Origin of the sequence: Streptomyces parvus, from assembly GCF_032121415.1 — a bacterium.
Classification (GTDB): domain Bacteria; phylum Actinomycetota; class Actinomycetes; order Streptomycetales; family Streptomycetaceae; genus Streptomyces; species Streptomyces globisporus_A.
Genome location: NZ_CP135079.1, coordinates 6,221,029 through 6,242,951, shown reverse-complemented (window position 1 = coordinate 6,242,951; position 21,923 = coordinate 6,221,029). Strand labels below are relative to the sequence as shown.

Annotated in this window: 21 protein-coding genes and 1 pseudogene; 6 read left to right on the top strand and 16 right to left on the bottom strand. The window is 71.6% G+C overall.

From position 1 onward, the window contains the following. The first annotated feature begins 24 nt into the window (after positions 1-24). On the top strand, positions 25-3,525 hold the full coding sequence (locus tag RNL97_RS29045; protein ID WP_243315888.1) for a ThuA domain-containing protein: 3,501 nt from the start codon (positions 25-27) through the stop codon (positions 3,523-3,525). Positions 3,526-3,677: 152 nt separating this feature from the next. Then, complete coding sequence (locus tag RNL97_RS29040; RefSeq protein WP_234313400.1) at positions 3,678-4,406, top strand: sugar phosphate isomerase/epimerase family protein; 729 nt, start codon at positions 3,678-3,680, stop codon at positions 4,404-4,406. Between the two features lie 89 nt (positions 4,407-4,495). Here RNL97_RS29040 and RNL97_RS29035 read toward each other — a convergent pair. From RNL97_RS29035 to RNL97_RS29020, 4 genes and pseudogenes are all read right to left on the bottom strand, one after another. Beyond that, positions 4,496-4,650 (bottom strand): annotated as a pseudogene (locus tag RNL97_RS29035) (epimerase); the annotation flags it as partial. Positions 4,651-4,776: 126 nt separating this feature from the next. Continuing rightward, a complete protein-coding gene (locus RNL97_RS29030) occupies positions 4,777-5,607 on the bottom strand; it encodes an ABC transporter ATP-binding protein (protein WP_030582288.1) in 831 nt (276 codons plus the stop codon). Continuing rightward, complete coding sequence (locus RNL97_RS29025; RefSeq protein ID WP_030582291.1) at positions 5,604-6,623, bottom strand: ABC transporter substrate-binding protein; 1,020 nt, start codon at positions 6,621-6,623, stop codon at positions 5,604-5,606. The genes RNL97_RS29030 and RNL97_RS29025 overlap by 4 nt, the downstream gene beginning before the upstream one ends. Before the next feature lie 36 nt (positions 6,624-6,659). Beyond that, a complete protein-coding gene (locus RNL97_RS29020) occupies positions 6,660-7,523 on the bottom strand; it encodes an ABC transporter permease (protein WP_030582294.1) in 864 nt (287 codons plus the stop codon). A 254-nt stretch (positions 7,524-7,777) separates the two neighbouring features. Between RNL97_RS29020 and RNL97_RS29015 the strand changes: the two genes are divergently transcribed. Continuing rightward, positions 7,778-8,800, top strand: coding sequence for a LacI family DNA-binding transcriptional regulator (locus RNL97_RS29015; protein ID WP_030582298.1), 1,023 nt, complete (start codon positions 7,778-7,780; stop codon positions 8,798-8,800). A gap of 35 nt (positions 8,801-8,835) precedes the next feature. On the opposite strand, the gene RNL97_RS29010 is transcribed toward RNL97_RS29015, so the two are convergent. The 5 genes from RNL97_RS29010 to RNL97_RS28990 are packed head-to-tail and all read right to left on the bottom strand — an operon-like array spanning position 8,836 to position 12,976. Further along, positions 8,836-9,420, bottom strand: coding sequence for a GAF domain-containing protein (locus RNL97_RS29010; RefSeq protein WP_030582301.1), 585 nt, complete (start codon positions 9,418-9,420; stop codon positions 8,836-8,838). Further along, positions 9,417-10,040, bottom strand: coding sequence for a GTP-binding protein (locus RNL97_RS29005; RefSeq protein ID WP_030582304.1), 624 nt, complete (start codon positions 10,038-10,040; stop codon positions 9,417-9,419). The genes RNL97_RS29010 and RNL97_RS29005 overlap by 4 nt, the downstream gene beginning before the upstream one ends. Then, positions 10,018-10,389 carry a DUF742 domain-containing protein gene (locus RNL97_RS29000; protein WP_030076475.1) on the bottom strand — a complete coding sequence of 124 codons (372 nt, stop codon included), beginning with the start codon at positions 10,387-10,389 and terminating at the stop codon, positions 10,018-10,020. Before RNL97_RS29000 ends, RNL97_RS29005 begins: the two co-directional genes overlap by 23 nt. A 2-nt stretch (positions 10,390-10,391) precedes the next feature. Continuing rightward, positions 10,392-10,826: a roadblock/LC7 domain-containing protein gene (locus RNL97_RS28995; RefSeq protein WP_030582309.1), complete on the bottom strand. Its 435-nt coding sequence runs from the start codon at positions 10,824-10,826 to the stop codon at positions 10,392-10,394. A 5-nt stretch (positions 10,827-10,831) separates the two neighbouring features. Continuing rightward, positions 10,832-12,976 (bottom strand): sensor histidine kinase, encoded by a 2,145-nt coding sequence (locus RNL97_RS28990; RefSeq protein WP_313751379.1) that lies wholly within the window; start codon positions 12,974-12,976, stop codon positions 10,832-10,834. 342 nt (positions 12,977-13,318) lie between these two features. Here RNL97_RS28990 and RNL97_RS28985 point away from each other — a divergent pair, with 342 nt between their 5' ends. Continuing rightward, entirely contained in the window at positions 13,319-14,764 is a 1,446-nt protein-coding gene (locus RNL97_RS28985; protein WP_030582315.1) for a glyceraldehyde-3-phosphate dehydrogenase, read from the top strand. Positions 14,765-14,842: 78 nt separating this feature from the next. Here RNL97_RS28985 and RNL97_RS28980 read toward each other — a convergent pair whose 3' ends face one another. The 3 genes from RNL97_RS28980 to RNL97_RS28970 form a co-directional block, all read right to left on the bottom strand. Then, positions 14,843-15,343 carry a nuclear transport factor 2 family protein gene (locus RNL97_RS28980; protein ID WP_313751378.1) on the bottom strand — a complete coding sequence of 167 codons (501 nt, stop codon included), beginning with the start codon at positions 15,341-15,343 and terminating at the stop codon, positions 14,843-14,845. A gap of 312 nt (positions 15,344-15,655) precedes the next feature. Further along, positions 15,656-16,084, bottom strand: coding sequence for a pyridoxamine 5'-phosphate oxidase family protein (locus RNL97_RS28975; RefSeq protein WP_030582320.1), 429 nt, complete (start codon positions 16,082-16,084; stop codon positions 15,656-15,658). A gap of 89 nt (positions 16,085-16,173) precedes the next feature. Next, the gene (locus RNL97_RS28970; RefSeq protein WP_030582322.1) at positions 16,174-16,659 is read right to left on the bottom strand and encodes a hypothetical protein; all 486 of its coding nucleotides are present in this window, start codon (positions 16,657-16,659) and stop codon (positions 16,174-16,176) included. A 310-nt stretch (positions 16,660-16,969) separates the two neighbouring features. Between RNL97_RS28970 and RNL97_RS28965 the strand changes: the two genes are divergently transcribed. Further along, positions 16,970-17,731: a MerR family transcriptional regulator gene (locus tag RNL97_RS28965; protein ID WP_030582324.1), complete on the top strand. Its 762-nt coding sequence runs from the start codon at positions 16,970-16,972 to the stop codon at positions 17,729-17,731. A gap of 68 nt (positions 17,732-17,799) precedes the next feature. Here the strand turns inward: RNL97_RS28965 and RNL97_RS28960 are convergent, their stop codons facing one another. After that, a complete protein-coding gene (locus RNL97_RS28960; protein ID WP_313751377.1) occupies positions 17,800-19,011 on the bottom strand; it encodes an MBL fold metallo-hydrolase in 1,212 nt (403 codons plus the stop codon). A gap of 102 nt (positions 19,012-19,113) precedes the next feature. Beyond that, entirely contained in the window at positions 19,114-19,554 is a 441-nt protein-coding gene (locus RNL97_RS28955; RefSeq protein ID WP_030582329.1) for a PPOX class F420-dependent oxidoreductase, read from the bottom strand. Between the two features lie 171 nt (positions 19,555-19,725). Between RNL97_RS28955 and RNL97_RS28950 the strand changes: the two genes are divergently transcribed. Next, complete coding sequence (locus RNL97_RS28950) at positions 19,726-20,421, top strand: TetR/AcrR family transcriptional regulator (RefSeq protein ID WP_050500032.1); 696 nt, start codon at positions 19,726-19,728, stop codon at positions 20,419-20,421. Positions 20,422-20,433: 12 nt separating this feature from the next. On the opposite strand, the gene RNL97_RS28945 is transcribed toward RNL97_RS28950, so the two are convergent. Beyond that, the gene (locus RNL97_RS28945) at positions 20,434-21,435 is read right to left on the bottom strand and encodes a DUF6745 domain-containing protein (protein ID WP_030582333.1); all 1,002 of its coding nucleotides are present in this window, start codon (positions 21,433-21,435) and stop codon (positions 20,434-20,436) included. A 90-nt stretch (positions 21,436-21,525) separates the two neighbouring features. Continuing rightward, positions 21,526-21,852, bottom strand: coding sequence for a hypothetical protein (locus tag RNL97_RS28940; protein WP_030582335.1), 327 nt, complete (start codon positions 21,850-21,852; stop codon positions 21,526-21,528). Between the last annotated feature and the right edge of the window lie 71 nt (positions 21,853-21,923).

Here is a 21,923-nt window from a genome sequence, read left to right as displayed (position 1 = left end):
CTTCTACCGCACAGGGAGCGCCCCATGAGACGCCCTTCGTTACACCGGGCCGGCCGCGTCGGCCGATTCCCCGGCGGCCCGTCCCCCCTCATCGCCGTCACCTCGCTCCTGGCGCTGGTCCTCGCTCTGCTGGTGGCGTCGCCGACCGGCGCGCAGGCAGCCGATGCGTACCGGGTGCTCGTCTACTCCGAGGTCACCAACTCCGACCACCCCTCGATCCCCGCGGGCGTCGCGGCCGTCGAGAAGCTCGGAGCCGAGCACGGCTTCGCGGTGGAGGCCACAGCCGACTCCTCGGTCTTCAACGACGCGGACCTCGACCGCTTCCAGGCGGTCGTCTTCAACAACACCAACTCCACACCGGAGACGGGTGACTTGCTGAACGCGGAGGAGCGGGCCGCGCTCCAGCGGTACATCCGGGCGGGCGGCGGCTGGGTCGGGCTGCACTCCGCATCCGCCAGTGAGCGGGACTGGGAGTGGTACGAGGGCCTGGTCGGCGCGATCTTCGACAAGCACCCCACCCCGCAGACCGGCCGGATCAAGGTTCTCGACCACGCGCACCCCTCCACGCAGCACCTTCCCGACCTCTGGGAGCGCAAGGAGGAGTGGTACAACTGGCGCACCAACCCCACGTCCAAGGTGCACACCCTCGCCCAGATCAAGGTGCGCGACGGCATCGACGGGCTCGACGAGGGCGTCGACCACCCGTTCTCCTGGTGCCAGAACTACGACGGGGGACGGTCCTGGTTCACGGCGGGCGGGCACGACAAGGCGGCCTTCGAGGAGGAGGCGTTCGTCCAGCACCTGCTCGGCGGCATCCAGTGGGCGGCCGGTGCGGCGGAGGGCGACTGCACCGCGACGCGCACCGGTTCGTTCCAGCGGACCCCGCTGGCCACGAGCGATCTGGCCGACCCGTTCGAACTGGCCGTCGCCCCCGACCGCCGGGTGTTCTTCGCCCAGCGGACCGGGAAGCTGAAGGTGATCGACCAGGAGACGATGAAGGTCTCCACCGCGCTGGACTTCGCGTACACCCCGGAGATGACCAGCCAGTCGGACGGCCTGCTGGGGCTGACGCTAGACCCCGGGTTCGCCGAGAACAACTGGCTCTACCTGCTCTACTCCGACAAGGTCGAGAAGCGGCTGAACCTGTCCCGTTTCACCGCTGACGGCAACACCGTCGACCCGGCCTCCGAAAAGCGGCTGCTGACCGTGCCGACGTTGCGCGGCGAGGGGCGGGCCAACTCGCACATGGCCGGTTCGCTCGCCTTCGACAAGGACGGCAACCTGTACGCGGCGACCGGCGACAACACCGACCCGTTCGCCTCCGACGGCTTCACTCCGATCGACGAAGGCGGGGGCCGCCGCGCCTGGGACGCGCAGATGACCGCGGGCAACACCAACGACCTGCGGGGCAAGATCCTGCGGATCACCCCGAAGGACGACGGGACGTACTCCGTCCCCGAGGGGAACCTCTTCGCCCCGGGTACGGAGAAGACGCGGCCCGAGATCTACGCGATGGGGATGCGCAACCCGTTCCGGATCACCACCGATCCGATCAGCGGGGCCCTGATGGTCGCGGACTACGGCCCCGACGCCCGCCAGGCGAAGGCGGACCGGGGTCCGGAGGGCACGGTCGAGTACACCCGTATCACGGAGGCGGGCAACTTCGGCTGGCCGTACTGCATCGGGGACAACACCCCTTTCAACGACTACGACTTCGCGACGAAGACGTCCGGCCCGAAGTTCGACTGCTCGGCCCTGGTGAACGACTCCCCGAACAACACCGGTCTGCGGGAGCTGCCGCCGGCCCAGCCCGCGACGGTCTGGTACGCGTACTCCGCGTCGGTGGAGTTCCCGGAGGTGGGCGCCGGGGGCGGCGGTCCGATGGGCGGCCCGGTCTACGACTACGACCCGGACAACGCCTACCGCACCAAGTTCCCCGAGTACTTCGAGGGGAAGGCGTTCAACTACGAGCTGACCCGGCGTTGGTTCAAGACGTTCTCGTACCAGAGCGAGGACCAGACGTTCACCGACCCCCGGTTCGGCCCGGTACAGGCGGGCGACCTCCAGTCGATCAACGGCATCTTCGAGGACATGGAGTGGAACCAGCCCTTCGACGCGGACTTCGGTCCCGACGGGGCGCTCTACGTCATCGACTTCGGCCTCGGCAGCGGTACCGGCCGCGGGGGCAGCAACGAGGGCGCGGGCATCTACCGGATCGACTACGTGGGCGACGGCCGGCTGCCCGACGCCAAGATCTCTGTCGACCGGGACAGCGGACCGGACCCGCTGGCCGTGAAGTTCTCCAGCCAGGGTTCGGGGCTGCCCGGAGACCAACCCATCACCTATGCCTGGGACTTCGACGGCGACGGCACCACCGACTCGACCGAGGCCAACCCCTCGCACACCTACACCGCGAAGGGGCTGCACACCGCGCGGCTCTCGGTGACCGGCCCCGACGAACTGACGGCCCTCGCGGTGCAGGACATCACGGTGGGCAACACCCGTCCCGAGGTGACGATCCAACATCCTCCGGAGGGCGGGATGTTCAGCTTCGGTGACACGATCCCCTTCACGGTGAAGGTGACCGACGCGGAGGACGACGAAAGCGGGCCGATCGACTGCTCGCGGGTCGTGGTGCAGTCGCAGCTCGGCCACGACACCCATCTGCATCCGCTGGACAACTACACCGGCTGCGCGGGGGAGATCGTCACGGACGCGGGAGACAGCCACGGCCCGGGGCAGAACCTCTACTACGGGATCACCGCCCAGTACGAGGACAAGGGCGCTCCGGACGCCCCGGCGCTGACCGGCTCCACCTCGCTGACCCTGCGCACCTCCTTCCGTGAGGCCGAGCACCGCACGGCGACCGGTGGTTCCAACGGAGGTGTGGAGATCGGGAGCCGGGCCGACGCGTCCGGTGGGAAGCGGCTGATCGAGATCGAGGCCGGGGACTGGGTCAGTTTCGACCCGGTGAACCTGAAGAAGGTCGACTCGGTGACGGTCGGCGCGTCCTCCGGCGGTCTCGGCGGCACGGTGGAGTTCCGGGCCGGCTCCCCCACCGGCGAGCTGCTGGGTTCGGTGAAGATCCCGAACACCGGGGGCTACGAGAAGCTGACCTCCCCGACGACGGAGCTGAAGGATCCGGGCGGTTCGACCACGCTGTACGCGGTCTTCACCAACCCGGACTGGGCTCCCGGCAAGGCGGATCTGCTCTCGGTCGACTGGCTGCACTTCAACGGTCCGGGTGTGGAGAAGAAGGGCGGGACCAAGGTGACGGTGAAGGCCGGACCCGCGTCCGGCACCGCTCCCCTCGCCGTGTCGCTGAGCAGCGCGGTCAAGCCCGCCGAGGGCCGCACGATCGCCTCGTACCACTGGGACTTCGGCGACAACGTGAAGCCTTCCGGCACCGAGGGGCCGACGGCGGCGCACACCTACGACCGCAAGGGCGCCTACACCGCGCATCTCACGGTCACCGACAACAGGGGCGACACGACCACCGGCGCCGTCCGCATCGACGTGAAGTGAGGAGTCCCGTGGGAACGCAGCAGGCGAACGGAGCCCGAAGAGCCTTTCTCGGTACGGCGTTGGGGGCGGTGGCCGCCGTCGGCCTCGGCGCGGCCCCGGCTGCCGCGACGGCCCGGCGGGGGTGCCGGCGGATCCCGCCGTCGGGGATCGGTATGCACCTGTACACCATGCGGACGCCGCTCGCGGCGGACTTCGCGGGGACATTGGAGCAGCTCGCGCAGATCGGGTACGCGACGGTCGGCGTGAGCGGCCGGCACGGCAACTCCCCCGCCGCGATCCGGCAGATGCTGGATCGCGCCCGGCTCAAGGCGGTGCTGGAGCATGTCGGCTACGGCACCGTGACCGGCTCGGGGCTCTCGCAGGCCCTGGAGGACGTCCACACCCTCGGCGGTCGGTGGATCGTGGTGCCGAGCCTGCCCGGTTCGCTGCACTCGCCGGACGGATACCGGGAGGTGGCACGGCAGTTCAACCGGGCGGGCCTGGCCGCCCGGGAGTCCGGGCTCAAGCTGCTCTACCACAATCACGGCAGCGACCATGAAGTGGTGGACGGCGTCAGCCTGTACGACATCCTGCTGAAGGAGACCGATCCGGAACTGGTCGGCTTCGAGCTGGATCTGTACTGGGCGGCCGACGGTGGCTCGTCCGACCCGGGCGAACTGTTCGTCCGGCACCGGGGGCGCTTCCCCGCACTCCATGTGAAGGACATGGCGCCCAACGGGGACTTCGCGGACGTCGGGTCGGGGATCCTGGACTTCCCGGCGATGTTCGACACCGCGCGGCAGGGCGGGGTGAAGCAGTGGCTGGTGGAGCACGACGCCCCGGCCGACCCGTTCGCCTCGGCGCGGGCCAGCTACCGGTATCTGTCCCGGCTGCGCTACTGAGCAGTCGTAGCAGCGGTCCGGCCCCGGGTGTGCGGTACGGCGCCCGGGGCCGGACCGCGCCTCGGCGGCGGGCGGCGAGGCACTCCCCCGAGCGCGAGGATCTCCCGGGTGGTGCGGGCCGGTGCGGGGGGAGGTGCCGGACGCGACCGTCGGCGTCCGGGTGTCCGCCGAGGGTGGCGAGGCCGACCGCGACGTCCTCGATGTACGGGTAGCCGTGCGGCAGGTCGATGTCGCCGAGCGCGGGGCCGCTCCCCGACCGGTCGACCAGCCGTACGGGGTGGCCTCGGCGGCGCTTTCGTTGGACCCCGTAACGCGAAGGTCCCGGGCAGGAGGCCCTGCCCGGGACCGACACCCCCACCGCGAATCGCCCTCAGTCGTGCGCGGACACCGCCCCCAGCAAGTCGCGGATGTGTGCCGCCGCCGCCCGGAACTCCGGGCGGCCCAGCGTCTCGCTGTAGTCGCGCTCGGCGGGCAGGCCCACCTCGATGATCTCCGTGACGGTGCCGGGGCGCGGGCTCATCACCACCACCCGGTCGGCCAGGTAGACGGCCTCCGAGATGGAGTGGGTGACCAGCAGGACCGTGGTGCCGGTGGTGCGCCAGATGCGGTTCAGCTCGGTGTTCATCTGCTCGCGGGTGAGGGCGTCCAGCGCCCCGAAGGGCTCGTCCATCAGGAGGACCGGCGGTTCGTGCAGCAACGCCCGGCAGAGCGCGACGCGTTGCTGCATGCCGCCGGAGAGCTCGTGCGGGTAGGCGTCCTCGAATCCGCCCAGTCCGGTCATCCGGATCAGCTCGTCGGCCCGGCCCCGCGCCACGGCCGGTTCCATGCGGCGGATCTCGGCCTGGAGCAGGATGTTGCGCTGCGCCGAGCGCCACTCCAGCAGGGCCGCGCGCTGGAAGACGTAACCGATGTCGTGCCGGGGACCGGTGACGCGCTCGCCACCGAGCAGGACATCCCCCGAGGAGGCGGTGAGCAGACCTGCCACCAGCTTGAGCAGGGTGGACTTGCCGCACCCCGACGGTCCGACGATGGCGACGAACTCCCCCGGCGCCACGTCCAGCGAGACATCGCTGAGCGCGGTGACATCGCGCTTCTTGCTCCGGAACCGGACCGCCACGTCCGTGAGCCGGACCCCGGCCGCCGGGCCCGCCCCTGCGGCGGCCGGAACGCGCGGTGTCGTCTGCTGCTTCGGCATCGTCATCCCTTCAGCGCCGTCTTCGTGTCCCAGTACTCACCGACGGCCTTCGGCTCGGTGACCATGCCGGCCTCGGCAAAGACGTCGATGGTCTGCTGCCAGTCCGCCTCGGTGTTGACGCCGGGCGCCTTGCCCTCGGTCGCCGCCGTGTGGAGCAGCGTCAGCGTCGTCGCGAACTGCTCGGACAGCACCGTTTTCGGCGGCAGTTGCTCGGACGCCCCCTCCATCGCCGCCACCGCCGGCTCGGGCGCCTTCGCGGCGGCCGCCCAGGCCTCGCTGACCGCCTTCACCATGCGCTCCGCCACCGCGGGCTTCGAGGCGAGGATCCTCTGTCCGGCGAGCAGCCCGTTGGAGTAGAAGTTCAGGCCGTGCTCGGAGAAGCGGAGGTAGGAGACCGGCTTCTCCGCCTTGTCCTGCATGGTCGGGCCCTGGTCGCTTGCGTAGCCCAGGAGGCCGTCGGTCTTTCCGGAGATCACCGCGGCGATCTTGCCCGCCGGGTCGGTGTTCTGGACGGTGACGTCGGACTCCCCGATGCCGTTCTTCTTCAGGAAGATCGGGAAGGTCTTGGACAGCGCGTCCCCGGCCGTCCCCGCGATCGTCCGCCCCTTCAGATCGCCGGGCCCCTCGATGCCCTTCGCGTCGAAGGACTGCACGGAGGCCGGGGTCGTCTGGAGGAAGACACCGAGGCTCTTCACCTTCACCCCCTGGTCGACGCCCGCGAGCAGGGCCGGGGTGTCGGCCCAGCCGAAGTCACTCTGCCCGGCGGCCGTCGCCTGGACCGTCTTCTGGGAGCCCTGGCCCGCGCGGATGTCCAGGTCGATGCCGTGCTTCTCGAAGATCTTCTGCTGCTTGCCGTAGTAGAACGGCGCGTGCTCGCCGTACGGATACCAGTTGAGCGTCAGCGTGACCTTGTCCAGCTTCTTGCCGGAGTCGCTGGTGCTGGTCGACGTGTCCTCGCCGCCGCAGGCGGTGGCGAGGAGGACGAGGGGTACGACACCGATCAGGAGTCTGCGCGCATGCATGGGCTGGCCCTTCTCACGAGGAGGTCGGTGCGTGGTTCAGAACGCGGTGGTGGCCGAGGTGTCCCGGCGGCTGGCGTGCCACGGCAGGAGCAGCTTCTCGGCGATCTCGACGACGACGAACAGCACGACGCCGATCAGCGACATCACCAGCAGCCCCGCGAAGAGCATCGGTGTGTCGAGGTTGCCGTTGGCCTGGAGGATGACGTAGCCGAGCCCTTCGTTCGCTCCGACGAACTCGCCGACCACCGCACCGGTCACCGCGAGTGTGACGGCCACCTTGAGTCCGGAGAACAGATGCGGCAGGGACGCGGGGAAGCGGATCTTCACGAAGGTCTGCCAGGGCTTCGCCCCCATCGTGGCGGACAGTTGGAGCATCTCCGGATCGACGGCCTTGAGTCCGGTGACCATCGAGATCACCACCGGGAAGAAGGCGATGAGCACGGCGATGAGGATCTTGGGCGCGATACCGAACCCGAGCCACACGACGAACAGCGGGGCGATGGCGATCTTCGGCACGACCTGGGCGAAGAGCAGGATCGGGTAGAGCGTGCGCTCGACCGTCGAGGAGTAGACCATCACCACCGCGGCCAGCACCCCGACGACGACCGCGATGGCGAAACCGAGGAGCGTCTCGTACGTCGTCACCCAGGTGTGCTGCCAGAGATAACCGGTTTTCGAGGTCAGGACGTCGAGCGTCGCACCGGGCGACGGCACGAGATAGGCCTCGATCAGCTCGGTGGCCGCGATCGCCCACCAGACCACCAGGGCGGCCAGCAGCAGGGCGAGGGGCCGCCAGCTCTGTTCCGCCGCGCGGGCGAGCCGCTCCCCGGTCGTGGGACCGGCCCTGCGGGCGACCCCCGCCACATCGGCGGGGCGCTTGCTGAGCGCGCTCTGGCTCACGGTGAACTCCCTGAACTTCGGGGGCAGTTGTGGAGAGCTGTGCAATGCTGCGATGCTGCGGGCTGTTCGTGAAGGCGCTTTCAGAAAGCGCTTTCTGGTAAGGTGCCGCCACGCTAATGACTGCTCCCGCGCACGGTCAAGAGGTCGTCCCGAAGTTTCGGGGCCCTGCCACCACCGCACCCCTGGGGGTCGAGTTGAGTGAACGGGAAACACCGGTCCACCCCGATACGCGACGGCGGGCGTCCGCCGCCCATGTGACGCTCGACGCGGTGGCGCGCGAGGCGGGCGTCTCGCTCGCCACCGCGTCCCGGGCCCTCAACGGCACCACCCGGGTCCGCGACGACCTGCGCGGCCGGGTGCGCGCGGCGGCCGATCTCCTCGGCTACATCCCCAACGCCCATGCCCAGGCCCTCGCGAGCGCCGAGGGCAACCGTACGGTGGGGCTGATCTGCCACGACGTGGGCGACCCGTACTTCGCGGGCATCGCCAGCGGGGTGATGCGCGCGGCCGCCGAGCAGGACCTGCTGGTGATGCTCGCCTCCACCTTCCGGGAACCGGCGCGGGAGATCGCGTACGTCTCGATGCTGCGGGCCCAGCGGGCGCGGGCCATCCTGCTGATCGGCTCCGGCTTCCAGGACCGGGCCTGGGAGCGGGCGATGGAAGCCGAGTTGGAGCCGTACGTCCGGGCGGGCGGCCGGGTCGCGGTGGTCAGCCGGCACCGGTCCATGCGGGTGGACACCGTCCAGCCGGAGAACCGGGCCGGGGCGGCGGCGTTGGCGGCCTCGCTGGTGGCGCTGGGGCACCGGGACTTCGCGGTGCTCAGCGGTCCGCCCGAACTGACCACGGTGGCCGACCGGTTGGCGGGTTTCCGCGAGGGGCTCGCCGCCGCGGGCATCACCCTTCGACGGGTGGTGCGGGGCGCGTTCACCCGGGAGGGCGGGCACGCGGCGGCCCGTCAGCTGCTGGCCGCCGAGGGCTCGCGGCCGACCTGTGTGTTCGCCGTGACCGATGTCATGGCGGTAGGCGCGCTGGCCGCGCTGCGGGAGGCCGGTGTGCGCGTCCCCGAGGACATGTCGCTCGCGGGGTTCGACGACATCCCCGTCGTACGGGAGGTGTCGCCGCCGCTGACCACGGTGGCGCTGCCGCTCACGGAGATGGGCGAGCAGGTGATCGCCCTCGCCCTGCGGACGCCGTCGAGGGCGGGGCGTTCCCGGGTGCTGCGGATCGAGGGGAACGTGGTCCTTCGGGGCAGTACCGGTGCGCCGCCCGGGGGTTGATCGCCCGCGCCGCGCTGACGGGCAGGGCGGCGGTGTCAGACGGCGCGGTGGCCCTCCCGGTCGTCGATCTGGCGGACGAGTTCATGGGCGAGCGACTTGATGGTGTCGAGGCCGGCCCGCCCCCAGGGGCGTGGCACGGTGTCGACGGCACAGACGGTGCCCAGCGCGATGCCGGTGCGGTCGATCAGCGGCGCCCCGAGGTAGGAGCGGATGCCTATGTCGTCCACCACCGGATTGCCCGCGAAGCGTGGGTAGTCGCAGACGTCGTCGAGGACGAGGGCCTTGCGCCGGACGAGGACGTGCGGGCAGTAGCCGTGGTCGCGGGCCATGTAGCGGCTGCTGCGGTTGCTGCCCGCCGCGGCCGAACCGAGGTCCCGGCCACCGCGGTTGCCCGCCGGGGTGTGCAGTCCCGCGAAGAACTGGCGGTTCTCGTCGATGAAGTTGACCATCGAGAAGGGCGTGGCGGTGACTTCGGCCACCTTGTCGGCGAAGGCGTCGAAGTTGTCGTAGGAGGCGTCGGGGCGTTCGCCGAGGTCCAGTTTGCGCAGCCGCTTGGCGCGGGCCGGGCCGTGCCGGTCGGTGGGCGTGAGGAGCATCCGGCCGGTGGCGAAGGATGTCACAGGTGGGCTCCGAACGTCTGGAGTGGGGCGGGCGCCGAGGTGGCGTTGATGAGGTGCTGGACCAGGGTGACGAGGGCGCCCGTGCCGGAGCTGGCGATCCGGGCGTCGCACAGGACGACGGGCACCTCGGGCCCGAGGTCGAGCGCGGCGCGGATCTCGTCCGGCTCGTAGCGGTAGGCGCCGTCGAACTCGTTCACGGCGACGATGAATCCGATGCCGCGCCGTTCGAAGAAGTCCACCGCGCCGAAGCATTCGGCGAGCCGCCGGGTGTCGGCCAGTACCACGGCTCCGAGCGCGCCCTGGGAGAGTTCGTCCCACATGAACCAGAAGCGTTCCTGGCCCGGTGTGCCGAACAGGTAGAGCACGTGCTGCTCGGAGAGGGTGATCCGGCCGAAGTCCATGGCGACGGTGGTGGCCGTCTTGGACTCGACCCCTTCCAGGTTGTCCGTGCCCACACTGCTCTGGGTCAGCAACTCCTCGGTGGAGAGCGGAGCGATCTCGCTGACCGCGCCCACGAACGTCGTCTTGCCGACGCCGAATCCTCCGGCGACCAGCACCTTGAGGGCCACGGGAAAGAACTCGGCGGTTCCGGTGCGGTCAGAGCTGTCGTCGTAAACCATCGAGCACTGCCTCCAGCAGGGATCGGTCGGTGGGCATGTCGTGGAAAGCGGGAGCGTGCGCGGTGACCGCGCCGCAGGCGACCAGGTCGGAGAGGATGACCTTGGCGACGACCGCGGGCAGCCGGAGGTGTGCGGCGATCTCGGCGACGGACATCGGCCCTTCGCACAGGCCGAGGGCGACGGTGTGTTCCGGGCCGAGCGGGATGTCCGGCTCGATGCCCGTGGCCATGATCAGGGACAGCAGGTCGAACGCGGTGGACGGCCGGGTCCGGCCGTTGCTGATCGTGTACGGGCGGATCAGCCGGCCGGCCGCGTCGTCGAGCAGGGGCCCGTCCTGCGGGGCCGGCATCCTCAGATCCCCGGGGTGAACGGCGCGCCGGCCGGCTGCCGCAGCGGGGTCGTCAGATAGGGACGGACGCTCTTGACCAGCATCGCCATCTCGTAACCGAGCACCGCGGCGTCCGCCTCGCGCCCGGAAAGGACGGCGAGACAGGTGCCGGATCCGGCGGTGGAGACGAACAGGAGCGTGGAGTCCAGTTCGACGACCACCTGCCGGACGTCGCCGTTGTCCCCGAACCGGGCGCCGGCGCTGCGGCCCAGCGAGTACAGACCGGCGGCCAGGGCCGCCATGTGGTCGGCGCTGTCGGGGTCCATGCCGTGCACGGATTTCACCAGCCCGTCGGCGGAGAGCAGGACCGCGCTGCGCGTGTAGGGCACGCGCTGGACCAGCCCGCTCAGCAGCCAGTCCAGGTCCGAGACCTGACCGGACGGCATATCGCTCGTCATGGTTTCTACTCCTTGAAGGTGGTGTCTTTGCGGGGTTCCGGGACGGCCTGGCCCGGCAGGAAGGGTTCGGCCGTGATCGCTCCGGGCTCGCCCGTGCCGCGGTCGGGGGCGCCTTCGGCGTAGCTGCCGCGCGGGTACGCGGCGGTGTCGTGCGGGTACGCGTCGGGCGGGTAGCTGTCCGGTACGGGCAGACCGCTCACGGGCAGCGCGTGGTCCGGCCGCGACGCCCGGGCCGGACCCGGCCGGTCGTGCGGTCCGGTGGTTCCGCGTACGGGGAGGGGTGAGAGAGATTCCAGAGGGGCGTCGAGCGCCGTCTGCCCCCCGGTACCGGTGGCGCCGCGGGGGTTGCCGTATCCGCTCTCGGGGCCCTCCTCCTCGGCGGTCTGGGCTTCGGCGAGGTCGACGCCGCGCCGGAAGGCGGCCATCAGGCCGGGGTCGTGCAGGGCGTGCTCGTCCTCCACACGCGGGGCGGGTGCCTCGCGAAGCTGCGGGACGAGGCTTTCCTGGTTCGTCCGCTTGGGCAGTTCCGGCCGGGCGGGAGAGGGAGCCGCGTGGTCGCGCTCGGATGCGGCGGCCGGGGCCGGCCGGTCGTCGCGCTCGTGGACGGCCGCTGCGGACGGGTCCCCGCGCTCGGGCGGGGAGGCGGACGGTGTCGGCCGGTCGACGCGCTCGGCGCGCAGCGGGAGGGGCGGGGCCTCGCCCGCGGGCGGCCCGGGACGTCCGTTCCGCGCGGGGCCGGGCGCCTGGGGCGACGGTTGGGCGGCGGAAGCCTGGTCCCTCGATGTCCGGGCCGGGGCCGCGGCGCGGGAGGTGCCGCCCCGCGGTGGAGCGGCGGGGCTCCCGGCCTCGACGGGCGGCCGGTGCACGGCGCCGGGGGGCGGTACGGGCACGGCGTCGGGCGACGGCGGCGCGTCGGGATCGGCCCCGAGCAGCGACTGGGGAAGGACCAGCACCGCTTGCGTGCCGCCGTAGATGTTGCTCTGGAGGCGGACGGCGATGCCGTGGCGGCGGGCGAGGGCCGAGACGACGAACAGGCCGATCCGGCCGTCCTGGAGCAGATGCGCGACATTGACCTGGTCGGGGTCGGAGAGCAGGGCGTTCATCCGCTTCTGCTCGTGGTCCGGCATCCCGAGACCGCGGTCCTCCACCTCCAGGGCGAGCCCGGCGGTGACCTGCTGGACGCGCAGCAGCACCTGGGTGTGGGGGGCGGAGAACACCGTGGCGTTCTCGACCAGCTCGGCCAGCAGGTGGATGACGTCGGCGACGGCGTGGCCGCGCAGGGTGCCGTCCATCGGCGGGACCAGCTTGACCCGGGGGTACTGCTCGACCTCGGCGATGGCCGAGCGGAGCACCTCCGTCATGGTGACGGGGTTGCTCCACTGGCGCCGGGAGACGGCCCCGCCGAGGACGGCGAGGTTCTCCGCGTGGCGGCGGATCCGGGTGGCGAGGTGGTCGACCTGGAAGAGGCCCTTGAGGAGGTCGGGGTCCTCGACCTCGTGCTCCAGCTCGTCGAGGATCTGGATCTCGCGGTGGACGAGGGATTGCAGACGTCGCGCGAGGTTGACGAAGACCTCGACCTTCTGTTCGTTGCCGGCGCTGCTGAAGAGCTGGGAGGCCTGGACGACGGCGGCTACGGAGGCTTCCTGGGCCCGGGCCATCTCCTGTCCGAGCAGGTCGAAGGCGTCGGCCCCGGGCGTGGGGGGTGGCGCCGGCCGCCGCGCGGCGACGGGCTCTCCGTTGCGGAGCTGTTCCACCACGCGTTGCAGCTCGGCCCGGCCCTGGGCGCTGGCCCGCCGGAGCGCGAGGGCCCGGTCGAGCACCTGGCCCGCCATGCGGTTTGCGCCGAGGTAGGCGGCCGCGACGGCGGCGACCGCCAGGGCCCCCGATCCGCCGAGCGCAGCCCAGAGGCTGGGCGAGGAGCCGACGCCTCCGGCGCGGACGGTGAAGATGACCGCTGCGGCGCCGCTGAGCACCGCGGCGACGGCCGGGAGCAGCGCGGTCCGCAGCAGCTGGGGGCGGATGCGGGCGTCGGGGGAAGGCCCTGCGGCGCGCGGCCGGCTCGGGGCCGAGTGGCCGCGCGCGCCGGGGCGGCCGTGCCGCCCGCCCTCACGGCGGTCCGGTCGCGCGTCGGGTGCGCGAAGTTGAGACATCAGCGTCCTCGGTACAGGGGGCACCGGGGATCGGCGGTCGTGCCGGCGTCCATGCGGTGGCCCCTACGGTGGTCGGTCAGGCGCGGGTCATCGGTCGGGCAGGCCCGAACGTTATGAGCCCACCGTTGATCACCGAGCACACACGGTAGTCGTCAATGACGTATGCGCGACGGGCAGTTGTCGAACTTGCCCGCCATCCGTCCCACTCTGGTATGAGCCCTCGCACGCGCGCCCGATTGCGCGGCTCCGGCCCGGGGTTCACCCGCAGGCAGGGCACCCCCCGAAGGGGCAGGAAGGCGGCCGGTTACCATATGAGCGCCGCCTAGCTCGAAAGATAAACTTGTGACTGTCAATGACGACTCGTTCACCAACTGGATGCACCGCGAGGAGATCGCGGAGTCGATGATCCCGATCATCGGGAAGCTGCACCGCGAGCAGGACGTGAACGTCCTGCTGCACAGCCGCTCCCTGGTGAACAAGTCGGTGGTCAGCATCCTCAAGACGCACCGCTTCGCCCGGCAGATCGCGGGCGAGGAGCTCTCGGTCACCGAGACGATGCCCTTCCTCAAGGCTCTGACGACGCTCGATCTCGGCCCGTCCCAGATCGACATAGGCATGCTGGCCGCCACCTACCGGGCCGACGAGCGCGGACTCTCCGTCGAGGAGTTCACCGCGGAGGCCGTCGCCGGGGCGACGGGCGACAACAAGATCGAGCGCCGCGCCTCGCGTGACGTGGTGCTCTACGGCTTCGGTCGCATCGGCCGGCTCATCGCCCGCCTGCTCATCGAGAAGGCCGGTTCGGGCAACGGCCTGCGCCTGCGGGCCATCGTCGTCCGCAAGGGCTCCGGCCAGGACATCGTCAAGCGCGCCTCGCTGCTGCGGCGCGACTCGATCCACGGCCAGTTCCAGGGCACGATCACCGTCGACGAGGCGAACAACAAGATCATCGCCAACGGCAACGAGATCCAGGTCATCTACTCGGACGACCCGACGACGGTCGACTACACGGCGTACGGCATCAAGGACGCCATCCTGATCGACAACACCGGCCGGTGGCGGGACCGCGAAGGCCTCTCCAAGCACCTCCAGCCGGGCATCGCCAAGGTCGTGCTCACCGCGCCGGGCAAGGGCGACGTCCCGAACATCGTGCACGGCGTCAACCACGACACGGTCAAGCCGGACGAGCAGATCCTGTCCTGCGCGTCCTGCACGACCAACGCGATCGTCCCGCCGCTGAAGGCGATGGCGGACGAGTACGGCGTTCTGCGCGGGCACGTGGAGACCGTCCACTCGTACACCAACGACCAGAACCTTCTGGACAACTACCACGGTTCCGACCGTCGTGGCCGTTCGGCGGCGCTCAACATGGTCATCACCGAGACCGGGGCCGCGTCGGCCGTGGCCAAGGCGCTGCCCGAGCTGAAGGCGCCGATCACCGGCAGTTCGATCCGCGTCCCGGTGCCGGACGTCTCGATCGCCATCCTCAGCCTGCGGCTGGAGCGGGAGACCACCCGCGAGGAGGTCCTCGACTACCTCCGCAATGTGTCGCTGGCCTCGCCGCTCAAGCGCCAGATCGACTTCATCAGCGCGCCCGACGCGGTCTCCAGCGACTTCATCGGCTCGCGCCACGCCTCGATCGTCGACGCGGGCGCGACCAAGGTCGACGGCGACAACGCGATCCTCTACCTCTGGTACGACAACGAGTTCGGCTACTCGTGCCAGGTCATCCGGGTCGTCCAGCACGTCTCCGGCGTGGAGTACCCGACCTACCCGGCCCCGGCGGTCTGACGCCCCGGTACGCCCTCCCGTACGACGCCCGGTGCCCGGCAGGTCCGCCTGCCGGGCACCGGGCGTGAGGTGGGGGCGTCAGGCCCCGGGACGGTCGTCCGCCGGACTCAGCCGTTCGGTCGGCCCGGCGAAGTCGAGGAAGAGCTCCCGCCCGGCAAGGAGCCACCGGGCGTCGACCTTGCGGAAGGTGTCCTCGTAGCGCCCGACCTGAACGGGGAGGCGCGGCGGCAGCATGCCGCCGGTGTGGCCGTCCACGCGGAACGTCGTGAAGTACGTGCTCGCGGTCGCGGTCGCGGCGGACGTCAGGGTCACCAGGATGTTGGTGCACAGGCGGCGCGAGAGCCGGTCGGCGGGACGGCCGGCGAAGTAGGCGCGCAGGGCCTCCCTGCCCTCGATCCGCCGGTCCCCCGCGGCCCATTCCCACCACCCGTCCGGGGTGAACAGATCGGCCACATCGCCGGGTTCACCCAGATCGAGCCGATGGACGAACTCGACGATCAACCGCTCGCAGTCACGCTCGGCGATCAGACGGCCCACGAGATCCAGGCGGTCCAGGGGATCCAGCGCATCAGTGCCCATCGCTCTTTCCTACCAACGCGCTCCGGGGCCGCGCGACTTGTTTTCGGCCCCCCGAGGCGCGTCGGACGGCATCGGCGTCCCGCCCGGTCAGCCGGGCCGACTCGTCCCACAACGCCCTTGCCATGAAGGGGTCCTGGGCACGGTGCGGCTTCGGGCGGGTGCCAGCACGAGAGCGGTCACCGCACCGAAGCCGCTGTTGGCACCGGTGGCCCGTGGCAGTGGCGCCGCCGAGGCCGCGTATGTCATCGAGAGTCCAGGAGTGCGTGGGGCACGCCTCCCTCAGGTCGACTCCGCCACACGCGCGGTCGGGGATCAGACCTGGCCGAGGTCCGAACTGACCCAGCGTTCGGGGCGCAGGGTGATCACGACCTGCTCGCCGTGGTTCTCCCAGGAGAAGTCCACGTAACCGGCGACCTTCTCCGCCGGGAGGTAGCGCGCCGACACCTGCTCCAGGTCGGCGCGCGTCGCGGGGCGGGTGTCGACGACGGGTCCCTCGACCGAGACGTACCGGACGGTCGGCTCCAGCCGGTCGACGAGGAGCGTGAACCGGCCCGCCGCGGCGATCAGTTCGGCCTTGCGCGAGGTGCGGCCGGTGAGGATCCGGACGTCGCCGCCGGCTTCGTACTCGTACCAGATGGGCACGGTGAGCGGGGCCCGGTCACCGCTCCCCGAGGCGACGGCCAGGGCGGCGACATGGGGTTCGGCGAGGAACTGTTCGCGCTCTTCACGGGTGAGTGCCACGGGAGGCTCCTTCTCGTACGCGGATGCGGGGGCTGCCCCAGTGTGCCCTGCGCGCCGGGCCCGGCCCCCGGCCCCGCCGTCGGCGTGTCCTAGGCGGTTCCCCGGGGGCGGGGGACCTCCTCGCTCCGCCGTACGACGGCCGCCCCACGCAGGGCGACGGCGCACCAGACGGCCACGAGCAGCAGTCCGGCGGCCGCGAGACCGGCGACTTCGAGGGGCTCCGGCCGCCAGCCGAGGGACAGCCGCGTACCGATCATGACGACGCCGATGGCGGCCGTCTCCGGTTCGTGGACGGGCACCTTGGCGGCCACGGAGCGCAGGATGGCTGCCAGCGCCAGACCGATCGCGGCCCAGGCGAGCAGATAGGGCCAGAGCGCTCCCGGAGCGGCGGGCGGCAGGCCGAACTCCTCCGGCCCGATGCGGAAGAGCGCGCCCACCCATCCCAGCGCCACACCAGCGGTGGTGACGGCTACGGCCCAGACCGCATGGCGCCGGAGGGGTCCGGGCCGCACCTCCGCGTCCTCCGAGTCGTCGGAGTCGAAGGAGGTGACGGGGCCCTCAGGGAGATCGTTCATGCTCGATGAGACGCGTACGGGACGACGTTCGTTGCGCGACGCCCTCCACGTGGCCGTCCGTGGCCTCGGGGCAAGGACGTCGACGCCGCGCTGCGCCCGAACGTGTCTCCGCCGGAACCCGAACCGGCACCGGCGAGTATCGAGGTCGGCCTCTCCCTCACCGTCGTGGAGGGCGGTACTGAGCCCGACCGGCGCGGATCCGGGCTTGAAGTTGCCGCTGCGGCAGCTTCTACGGTCATGACCAGGGCCGGAGAATCCGGCCTGGTGAGGCACTCGTGAGGGAGTGCTCGTAAGGAGCGAGGAAGTGGCGATGGACTGGCCGATCTCCGAGGTCGCCCGCATGTCGGGGGTGACCGCCCGGACCCTGCGGCACTACGACGAGATCGGTCTGCTGCCGCCGGCCCGGATCGGCCCCAACGGCCACCGCTACTACGAGGAGCACCAGCTTCTGCTGCTGCAGCAGATCCTCGTGCTGCGGGAACTGGGCGTCGGGCTGCCGGAGATCGGCAGAGTCCTCGCCGACCAGGTCGACACGGTGGAGGCCCTGCGGGGCCACCACCGACGGCTGCTCGCCGAGCGGGACCGGCTGGACGCCCTGGCCGGGACCGTCTCCCGCACGATCGCCGAGCTGGAACAGTCAAGAAGGGACGGCAGGGCCATGACCGCGATCAACCGACCGGAGAACCTGTTCGAGGGCATTCAGCCCGCTCAGTACGAGGCCAATCTGCGCGAATTCCCCGGGCTCGCCGGGGAGGCGGGCCGACGGGCGGCCGCCATGACCCCGGCCGAGGCCGAGGCGGGGCAGCGCGAACGCACGGCGCTGATGATCCGGCTGGCCGAGCACATGGTCGGCGGCACCCCTGCGGACGCGGAGCCCGTGCGGGCGGAGATCGACGCGCAGTACCGGGCGCTCACCTCCCTGCACGCCGTGTCGGCCGAGGAGTACCGGGCGATCGGGCGCTCCTGTGCGGAGAACGAGGACTGGCGCGCGGCGTACGAGGCCATCGCGCCGGGCCTGGCGGAGTACCAGCGGGACGCGATCGAGGCCTACGCGGTGTCCCGGCTCTGCTGAGTCTGCGCGCCGAAGGGCCGCCGCCGGGCGATCCCGGCGGCGGCCCCGACCGTTGGTCCTGCGCGCGGTCAGCGCTCCCCGGCGAGGTCGAGATCGCCCCGCGCCGCCGGTGCGGGGCCGCGGCCGGAACCGGTCTGTTCCCCGGAAAGGCGCCACGGGCGGGCGAGCACGGGCGACAGGGCCCGCCACCAGGGCTCCACGGGCAGGATCCCGGCCGGCTCGAACGGCTCGCCCGGGCGGGGGAACGCCACGGGCTGGTCCGCCTCCTCACCGGCGTCCTTGGTCCACTCGCCCGGCTCCGCCCAGGCGTGCGGCGCCAGGTTGAACGTGCCCCAGTGGATGGGGAGCAGCACGCCGTGCGGGCGGCCGCCCTGGAGGTCCAGGTGGGCCCGCATGCCTTCGGCGGGGGTCATGTGGATGTCCGGCCAGTACTCCGAGTACGCACCGATCTGGATCATGGTGGCGTCGAAGGGGCCGTGCTCGGCGCCGATGTCCCGGAAGCCGGGGAAATAGCCGGTGTCCCCGCTGTGGTAGATCCGGTGCTCCGCACCCGCGACGACCCAGGACGCCCAGAGGGTGTGCTGCCCGTTGCGCAGCCCGCGCCCGCAGAAGTGGCGTGCGGGGGTGGCGGTGAGGCTGGTACCGCCGACCGTCGCGGTCTCGTTCCAGTCGAGCTCGTGCATCCGGGCGGCGGGCACACCCCAGCGCTCCAGATGGGCTCCGACGCCGAGCGGCACGGCGAAGACCGCGTCGGTGCCGGCCAGGGCGCGGATCGTCGGCAGGTCGAGGTGGTCGTAGTGGTCGTGGGAGATCACGACCACGTCGACGGGTCCGAGCGCGGCCAGCGACAGCGGAGCGGGGTGCAGCCGCTTGGGTCCGGCGAACGGGAACGGGGAGCAGCGCTCGCCCCAGACCGGGTCGAACAGGATCCGTCGGCCGTCGATCTCCGCCAGCACGCTGGAATGGCCCATCCAGGTCAGCCGGAGCCCGCTGACGGGCGGTACGGCCAGATCGGCGAGCGTGGTGGGGTGGACGGGCACGGAGCCGTTCGGCGTCCTCAGGGCCCGCTGCTCCTTCTGGACATAGGTCTTGGCGAATTCGACGGTGGACCCGGAGGGCCTGATCCGGGCCCCCACCGGGTTCTGGAACGCACCGTCGACGAAATGGGGCGAGCGGCGGATGCGCTCCATCCGCGCTCCGGCCGGATCGGCCCCGAAGGACTCGGTGCGCATCGAGCGCAGTTTCGTGCGGAGCGGAAGCAGGTAGTCAGCGCCGGTCACAACATCTCCTGGGGGAGTCGGTGTCGTTTCATTATGGTCGGCCCGTACGACAGGGCGACCAGAAGATGCTGAACGGGGCAGCCGGCCCGGCCGACGGGGGCGTCAGCCACGCGGCTGCCCGTAGACGTGGTCGATGTGCAGGGTGAGCAGCACCCGGCGGTCCTCGACCATGACCCGCCGGTAGTCGTCCCAGTCGGGGTGCTCGCCCCTGACATCCCGGTAGAGCGTGATCAGGGCCTCCACAGTGGCGTCGTCGGGCGCCTCGGCGGGCGGGGTCAGCTCGGCGGTTCCGTCGGCGACGGTCCACGCCCAGCGGTCGTCGCTCGTGACGTGGTAGCTCGCCCGGGGGTCGCGCCGCAGGTTACGGGTCTTGGCCCGGCCCTCGGTGACCGAGACGCGGACCACCTGTTCCTCGGGGTAGAAGGCGTGATTGACGTTGGACAGCTGGGGGCGTCCGTCCTGCTTCAGGGTGACCAGAACACCGCCGTCCTGCTCGCCGAGGAGACGGAGCAGCGCTTCCTGAGCCGGTTCGATTCGCGTCATGCACAAGGCAACGTCCGGGCAGGCCGGAGGATTCCGGTCCCCGACCCGGTCCTGTCACATCCGTGGGCCCCCGTTACGTCCTCCTGGTGAACGTCCGTTTCCCAGGTCGCCGCCGGTCACCGGCGCTCGTCCGTGCCGCCGCTGACCTGGCCCATTCGTTAGGGTGTCCGGGTGGCAAGAGTCCGGTTGAACGTGGCGGAGCGCCGCGAGGAGCTGCTGCGCGCCGCGGTCGAGCAGATCGAGGCCCGCGGGGTCTCGTCCGTGCGGATCGCCGATGTGGCCTCGGTGCTGGGCGTGAGCAACGCGCTCGTCCTCTACCACTTCTCGACTAAGGAGAAGCTGGTCGCGGCGGCGTTCGCGTACGCGGCAGAGGCCGATCTCGCCCACCTCCGCAAGCTGCTGGCCCGCCGCACCACCGCCGTACGCCGACTGCGGGCGGCCGTGCGATGGTACGCGCCGACGGGAACGGCCAAGGGCTGGCGGCTGTGGATCGAGGGCTGGGCCGCCTCGCTGCGCGACCCCGCCCTCCGTGAGGTCGCGGGCGACCTCGACCAGCAGTGGAAGACGGAGCTGGCCCAGGTCATCGAGGAGGGCGCCGCCGCCGGAGAGTTCCGGTGCGAGGATCCCCGGTCGGCGGCCTGGCGGCTGACCGCCCTGCTGGACGGGATGGCGGTGCAGACGACGTCGTACGCGGGTCCGCTCTCCCGGACCATGATGCTGCGGTGGACCGACGAGGCGCTCGCCCGCGAGCTGGGCGTCGACCTCGCCGATCTGGCCGGTGCGCCGGTCGCCGGCCCCTTGACCGCCCCCCGGCCGACGGCTGACCGCCCGGCCCCTTCACCGCCGCCGGCCCCCGGCCGGGACTGACCGGCCTCCGGGTCAGGTCTGGCGCACCGGTGCGTAGGCCGCCCCCTCCAGCCCGAACGTCCAGGCCACCCCGTCCTTGGCGGTCCAGGTGGTGGGCGGCACGCGCAGCCAGTAGGTGCGGTACGTGCCGTCCGGCTCGGGAGTGGAGTTGACCACCTCGACCATCACCACGTCCTCGTCGCCGTCGAGGGCGATGCGCCAGAGGATGCCCGTCTCGTCGCGGTGGACGGGCTCGGCGCCCGACTCGGTGAGATACCGGTCGTAGCCGTAGTACTCCAGCATCACGCGGCGCAGCTCCGCGTTCTCCTCGGCGCGGATCCGCTCCGGGGTGAGGGAGGGCAGCTCGTCCAGGAACGCGGCGGGCACGGGCATGCCGCGCCAGGCGTGCAGGGCGAACCCGTCCCCGTACGCGAGTGCCGGCCCCTCCCCGTGGTCGAGCCGGCCCGCCTCGTCGCGGTGGAGGACGTCGGGCCGCTCGGTGATGACCACGGCGTTCTCGTAGGGCCACCACCAGCCGGCGTTGCGGGCCACCTCGGCGAGGCCCGCGAGCCGGTCGCCCTGCCCGTCGAAGGCTGCGAGCCAAGCGGCGTCGTGCTGGCCGAGCACCGCGTCCAGGAGCACCAGCCGCACGGCCTCCTCGTCCTGGGGCCGGGGCGCCAGGTCGGCGACGATTCCGGTCCGTATCCGTTCGGCGAGCGCGGCCGTGGTCTCCCACAGCTGGGCTCCGGTGGCGGACCAGAGCGCCGACCAGCCGGCCGGGCCCAGCTCGTCGTACATCCGGCGGCGCTCGTCCGCCCAGGGGCGGGTGCGGACCTCCTCGCGCACCGACCGTCCGGCGTCGGTCAGCTTCTCCACCGTCCCGACGGCGGCCCGGGGCGATGCGGCCCAGATGATCCGGTCCGGCCCGGCCAGTCCGGCGGTGCGGTAGGCGCGCCGGACCCCGGCCTCGGCCGCCGCCCGGTCCGCCCGGCCGGTCGCCGCCGCCACGCTCCGCCAGGAATTCACGTTCTGCATCGGTTGTCCCCGTCCCCTGCTGTGCTCGATCTGTTCTGGAAGGCTGTGCTCGCTCTGGATGTCCGTGCGTGCTCCGGCACGGCGGAACGGTCAGTCCGCCACGATGCGGACCGCACCCGGTGCGTACTCCCGCTGGCGCACGACGCGGAACCAGCCCTTGGGCAGCGGGATCACCGCGTGCTCCTCGTGCACCACCCGGCCGCCCTCGGGGAGATGGAGCAGCATCGGGCCGAACCGGCCCGCTTCCCTGATGAGCCGGCCGGGGCCCTGCACGGCGTGCGCGTGTCCGGTGACCTCACCCAGCGCGAGCACCAGTCGCCCCCGCCCGTCGCGCAGTTCGCCCGGGGCCTCCAGGAAGGGGGCGGGCACCGCCGACTCGTCCAGCTCCATGATCAGTACGTCGCCCTGCCGGTACACGGACGTCTCCCCTCGTCGCGGCACCCGCTGTGCCGACCCTGCGGAAAACGCTACGGGCAGGGTCTGACAAC

What these genes read in the sequence shown, in the direction of transcription:
- RNL97_RS29045 (WP_243315888.1), top strand. Translation starts at nt 25, where the DNA reads ATGAGACGCCCTTCGTTACACCGGGCCGGCCGCGTCGGCCGATTCCCC.
- RNL97_RS29040 (WP_234313400.1), top strand. Translation starts at nt 3,678, where the DNA reads ATGCACCTGTACACCATGCGGACGCCGCTCGCGGCGGACTTCGCGGGG.
- RNL97_RS29030 (WP_030582288.1), bottom strand. Translation starts at nt 5,607, where the DNA reads ATGACGATGCCGAAGCAGCAGACGACACCGCGCGTTCCGGCCGCCGCA.
- RNL97_RS29025 (WP_030582291.1), bottom strand. Translation starts at nt 6,623, where the DNA reads ATGCATGCGCGCAGACTCCTGATCGGTGTCGTACCCCTCGTCCTCCTC.
- RNL97_RS29005 (WP_030582304.1), bottom strand. Translation starts at nt 10,040, where the DNA reads ATGGTTTACGACGACAGCTCTGACCGCACCGGAACCGCCGAGTTCTTT.
- RNL97_RS29000 (WP_030076475.1), bottom strand. Translation starts at nt 10,389, where the DNA reads ATGCCGGCCCCGCAGGACGGGCCCCTGCTCGACGACGCGGCCGGCCGG.
- RNL97_RS28995 (WP_030582309.1), bottom strand. Translation starts at nt 10,826, where the DNA reads ATGACGAGCGATATGCCGTCCGGTCAGGTCTCGGACCTGGACTGGCTG.
- RNL97_RS28990 (WP_313751379.1), bottom strand. Translation starts at nt 12,976, where the DNA reads ATGTCTCAACTTCGCGCACCCGACGCGCGACCGGACCGCCGTGAGGGC.
- RNL97_RS28980 (WP_313751378.1), bottom strand. Translation starts at nt 15,343, where the DNA reads ATGGGCACTGATGCGCTGGATCCCCTGGACCGCCTGGATCTCGTGGGC.
- RNL97_RS28970 (WP_030582322.1), bottom strand. Translation starts at nt 16,659, where the DNA reads ATGAACGATCTCCCTGAGGGCCCCGTCACCTCCTTCGACTCCGACGAC.
- RNL97_RS28965 (WP_030582324.1), top strand. Translation starts at nt 16,970, where the DNA reads ATGGACTGGCCGATCTCCGAGGTCGCCCGCATGTCGGGGGTGACCGCC.
- RNL97_RS28955 (WP_030582329.1), bottom strand. Translation starts at nt 19,554, where the DNA reads ATGACGCGAATCGAACCGGCTCAGGAAGCGCTGCTCCGTCTCCTCGGC.
- RNL97_RS28945 (WP_030582333.1), bottom strand. Translation starts at nt 21,435, where the DNA reads ATGCAGAACGTGAATTCCTGGCGGAGCGTGGCGGCGGCGACCGGCCGG.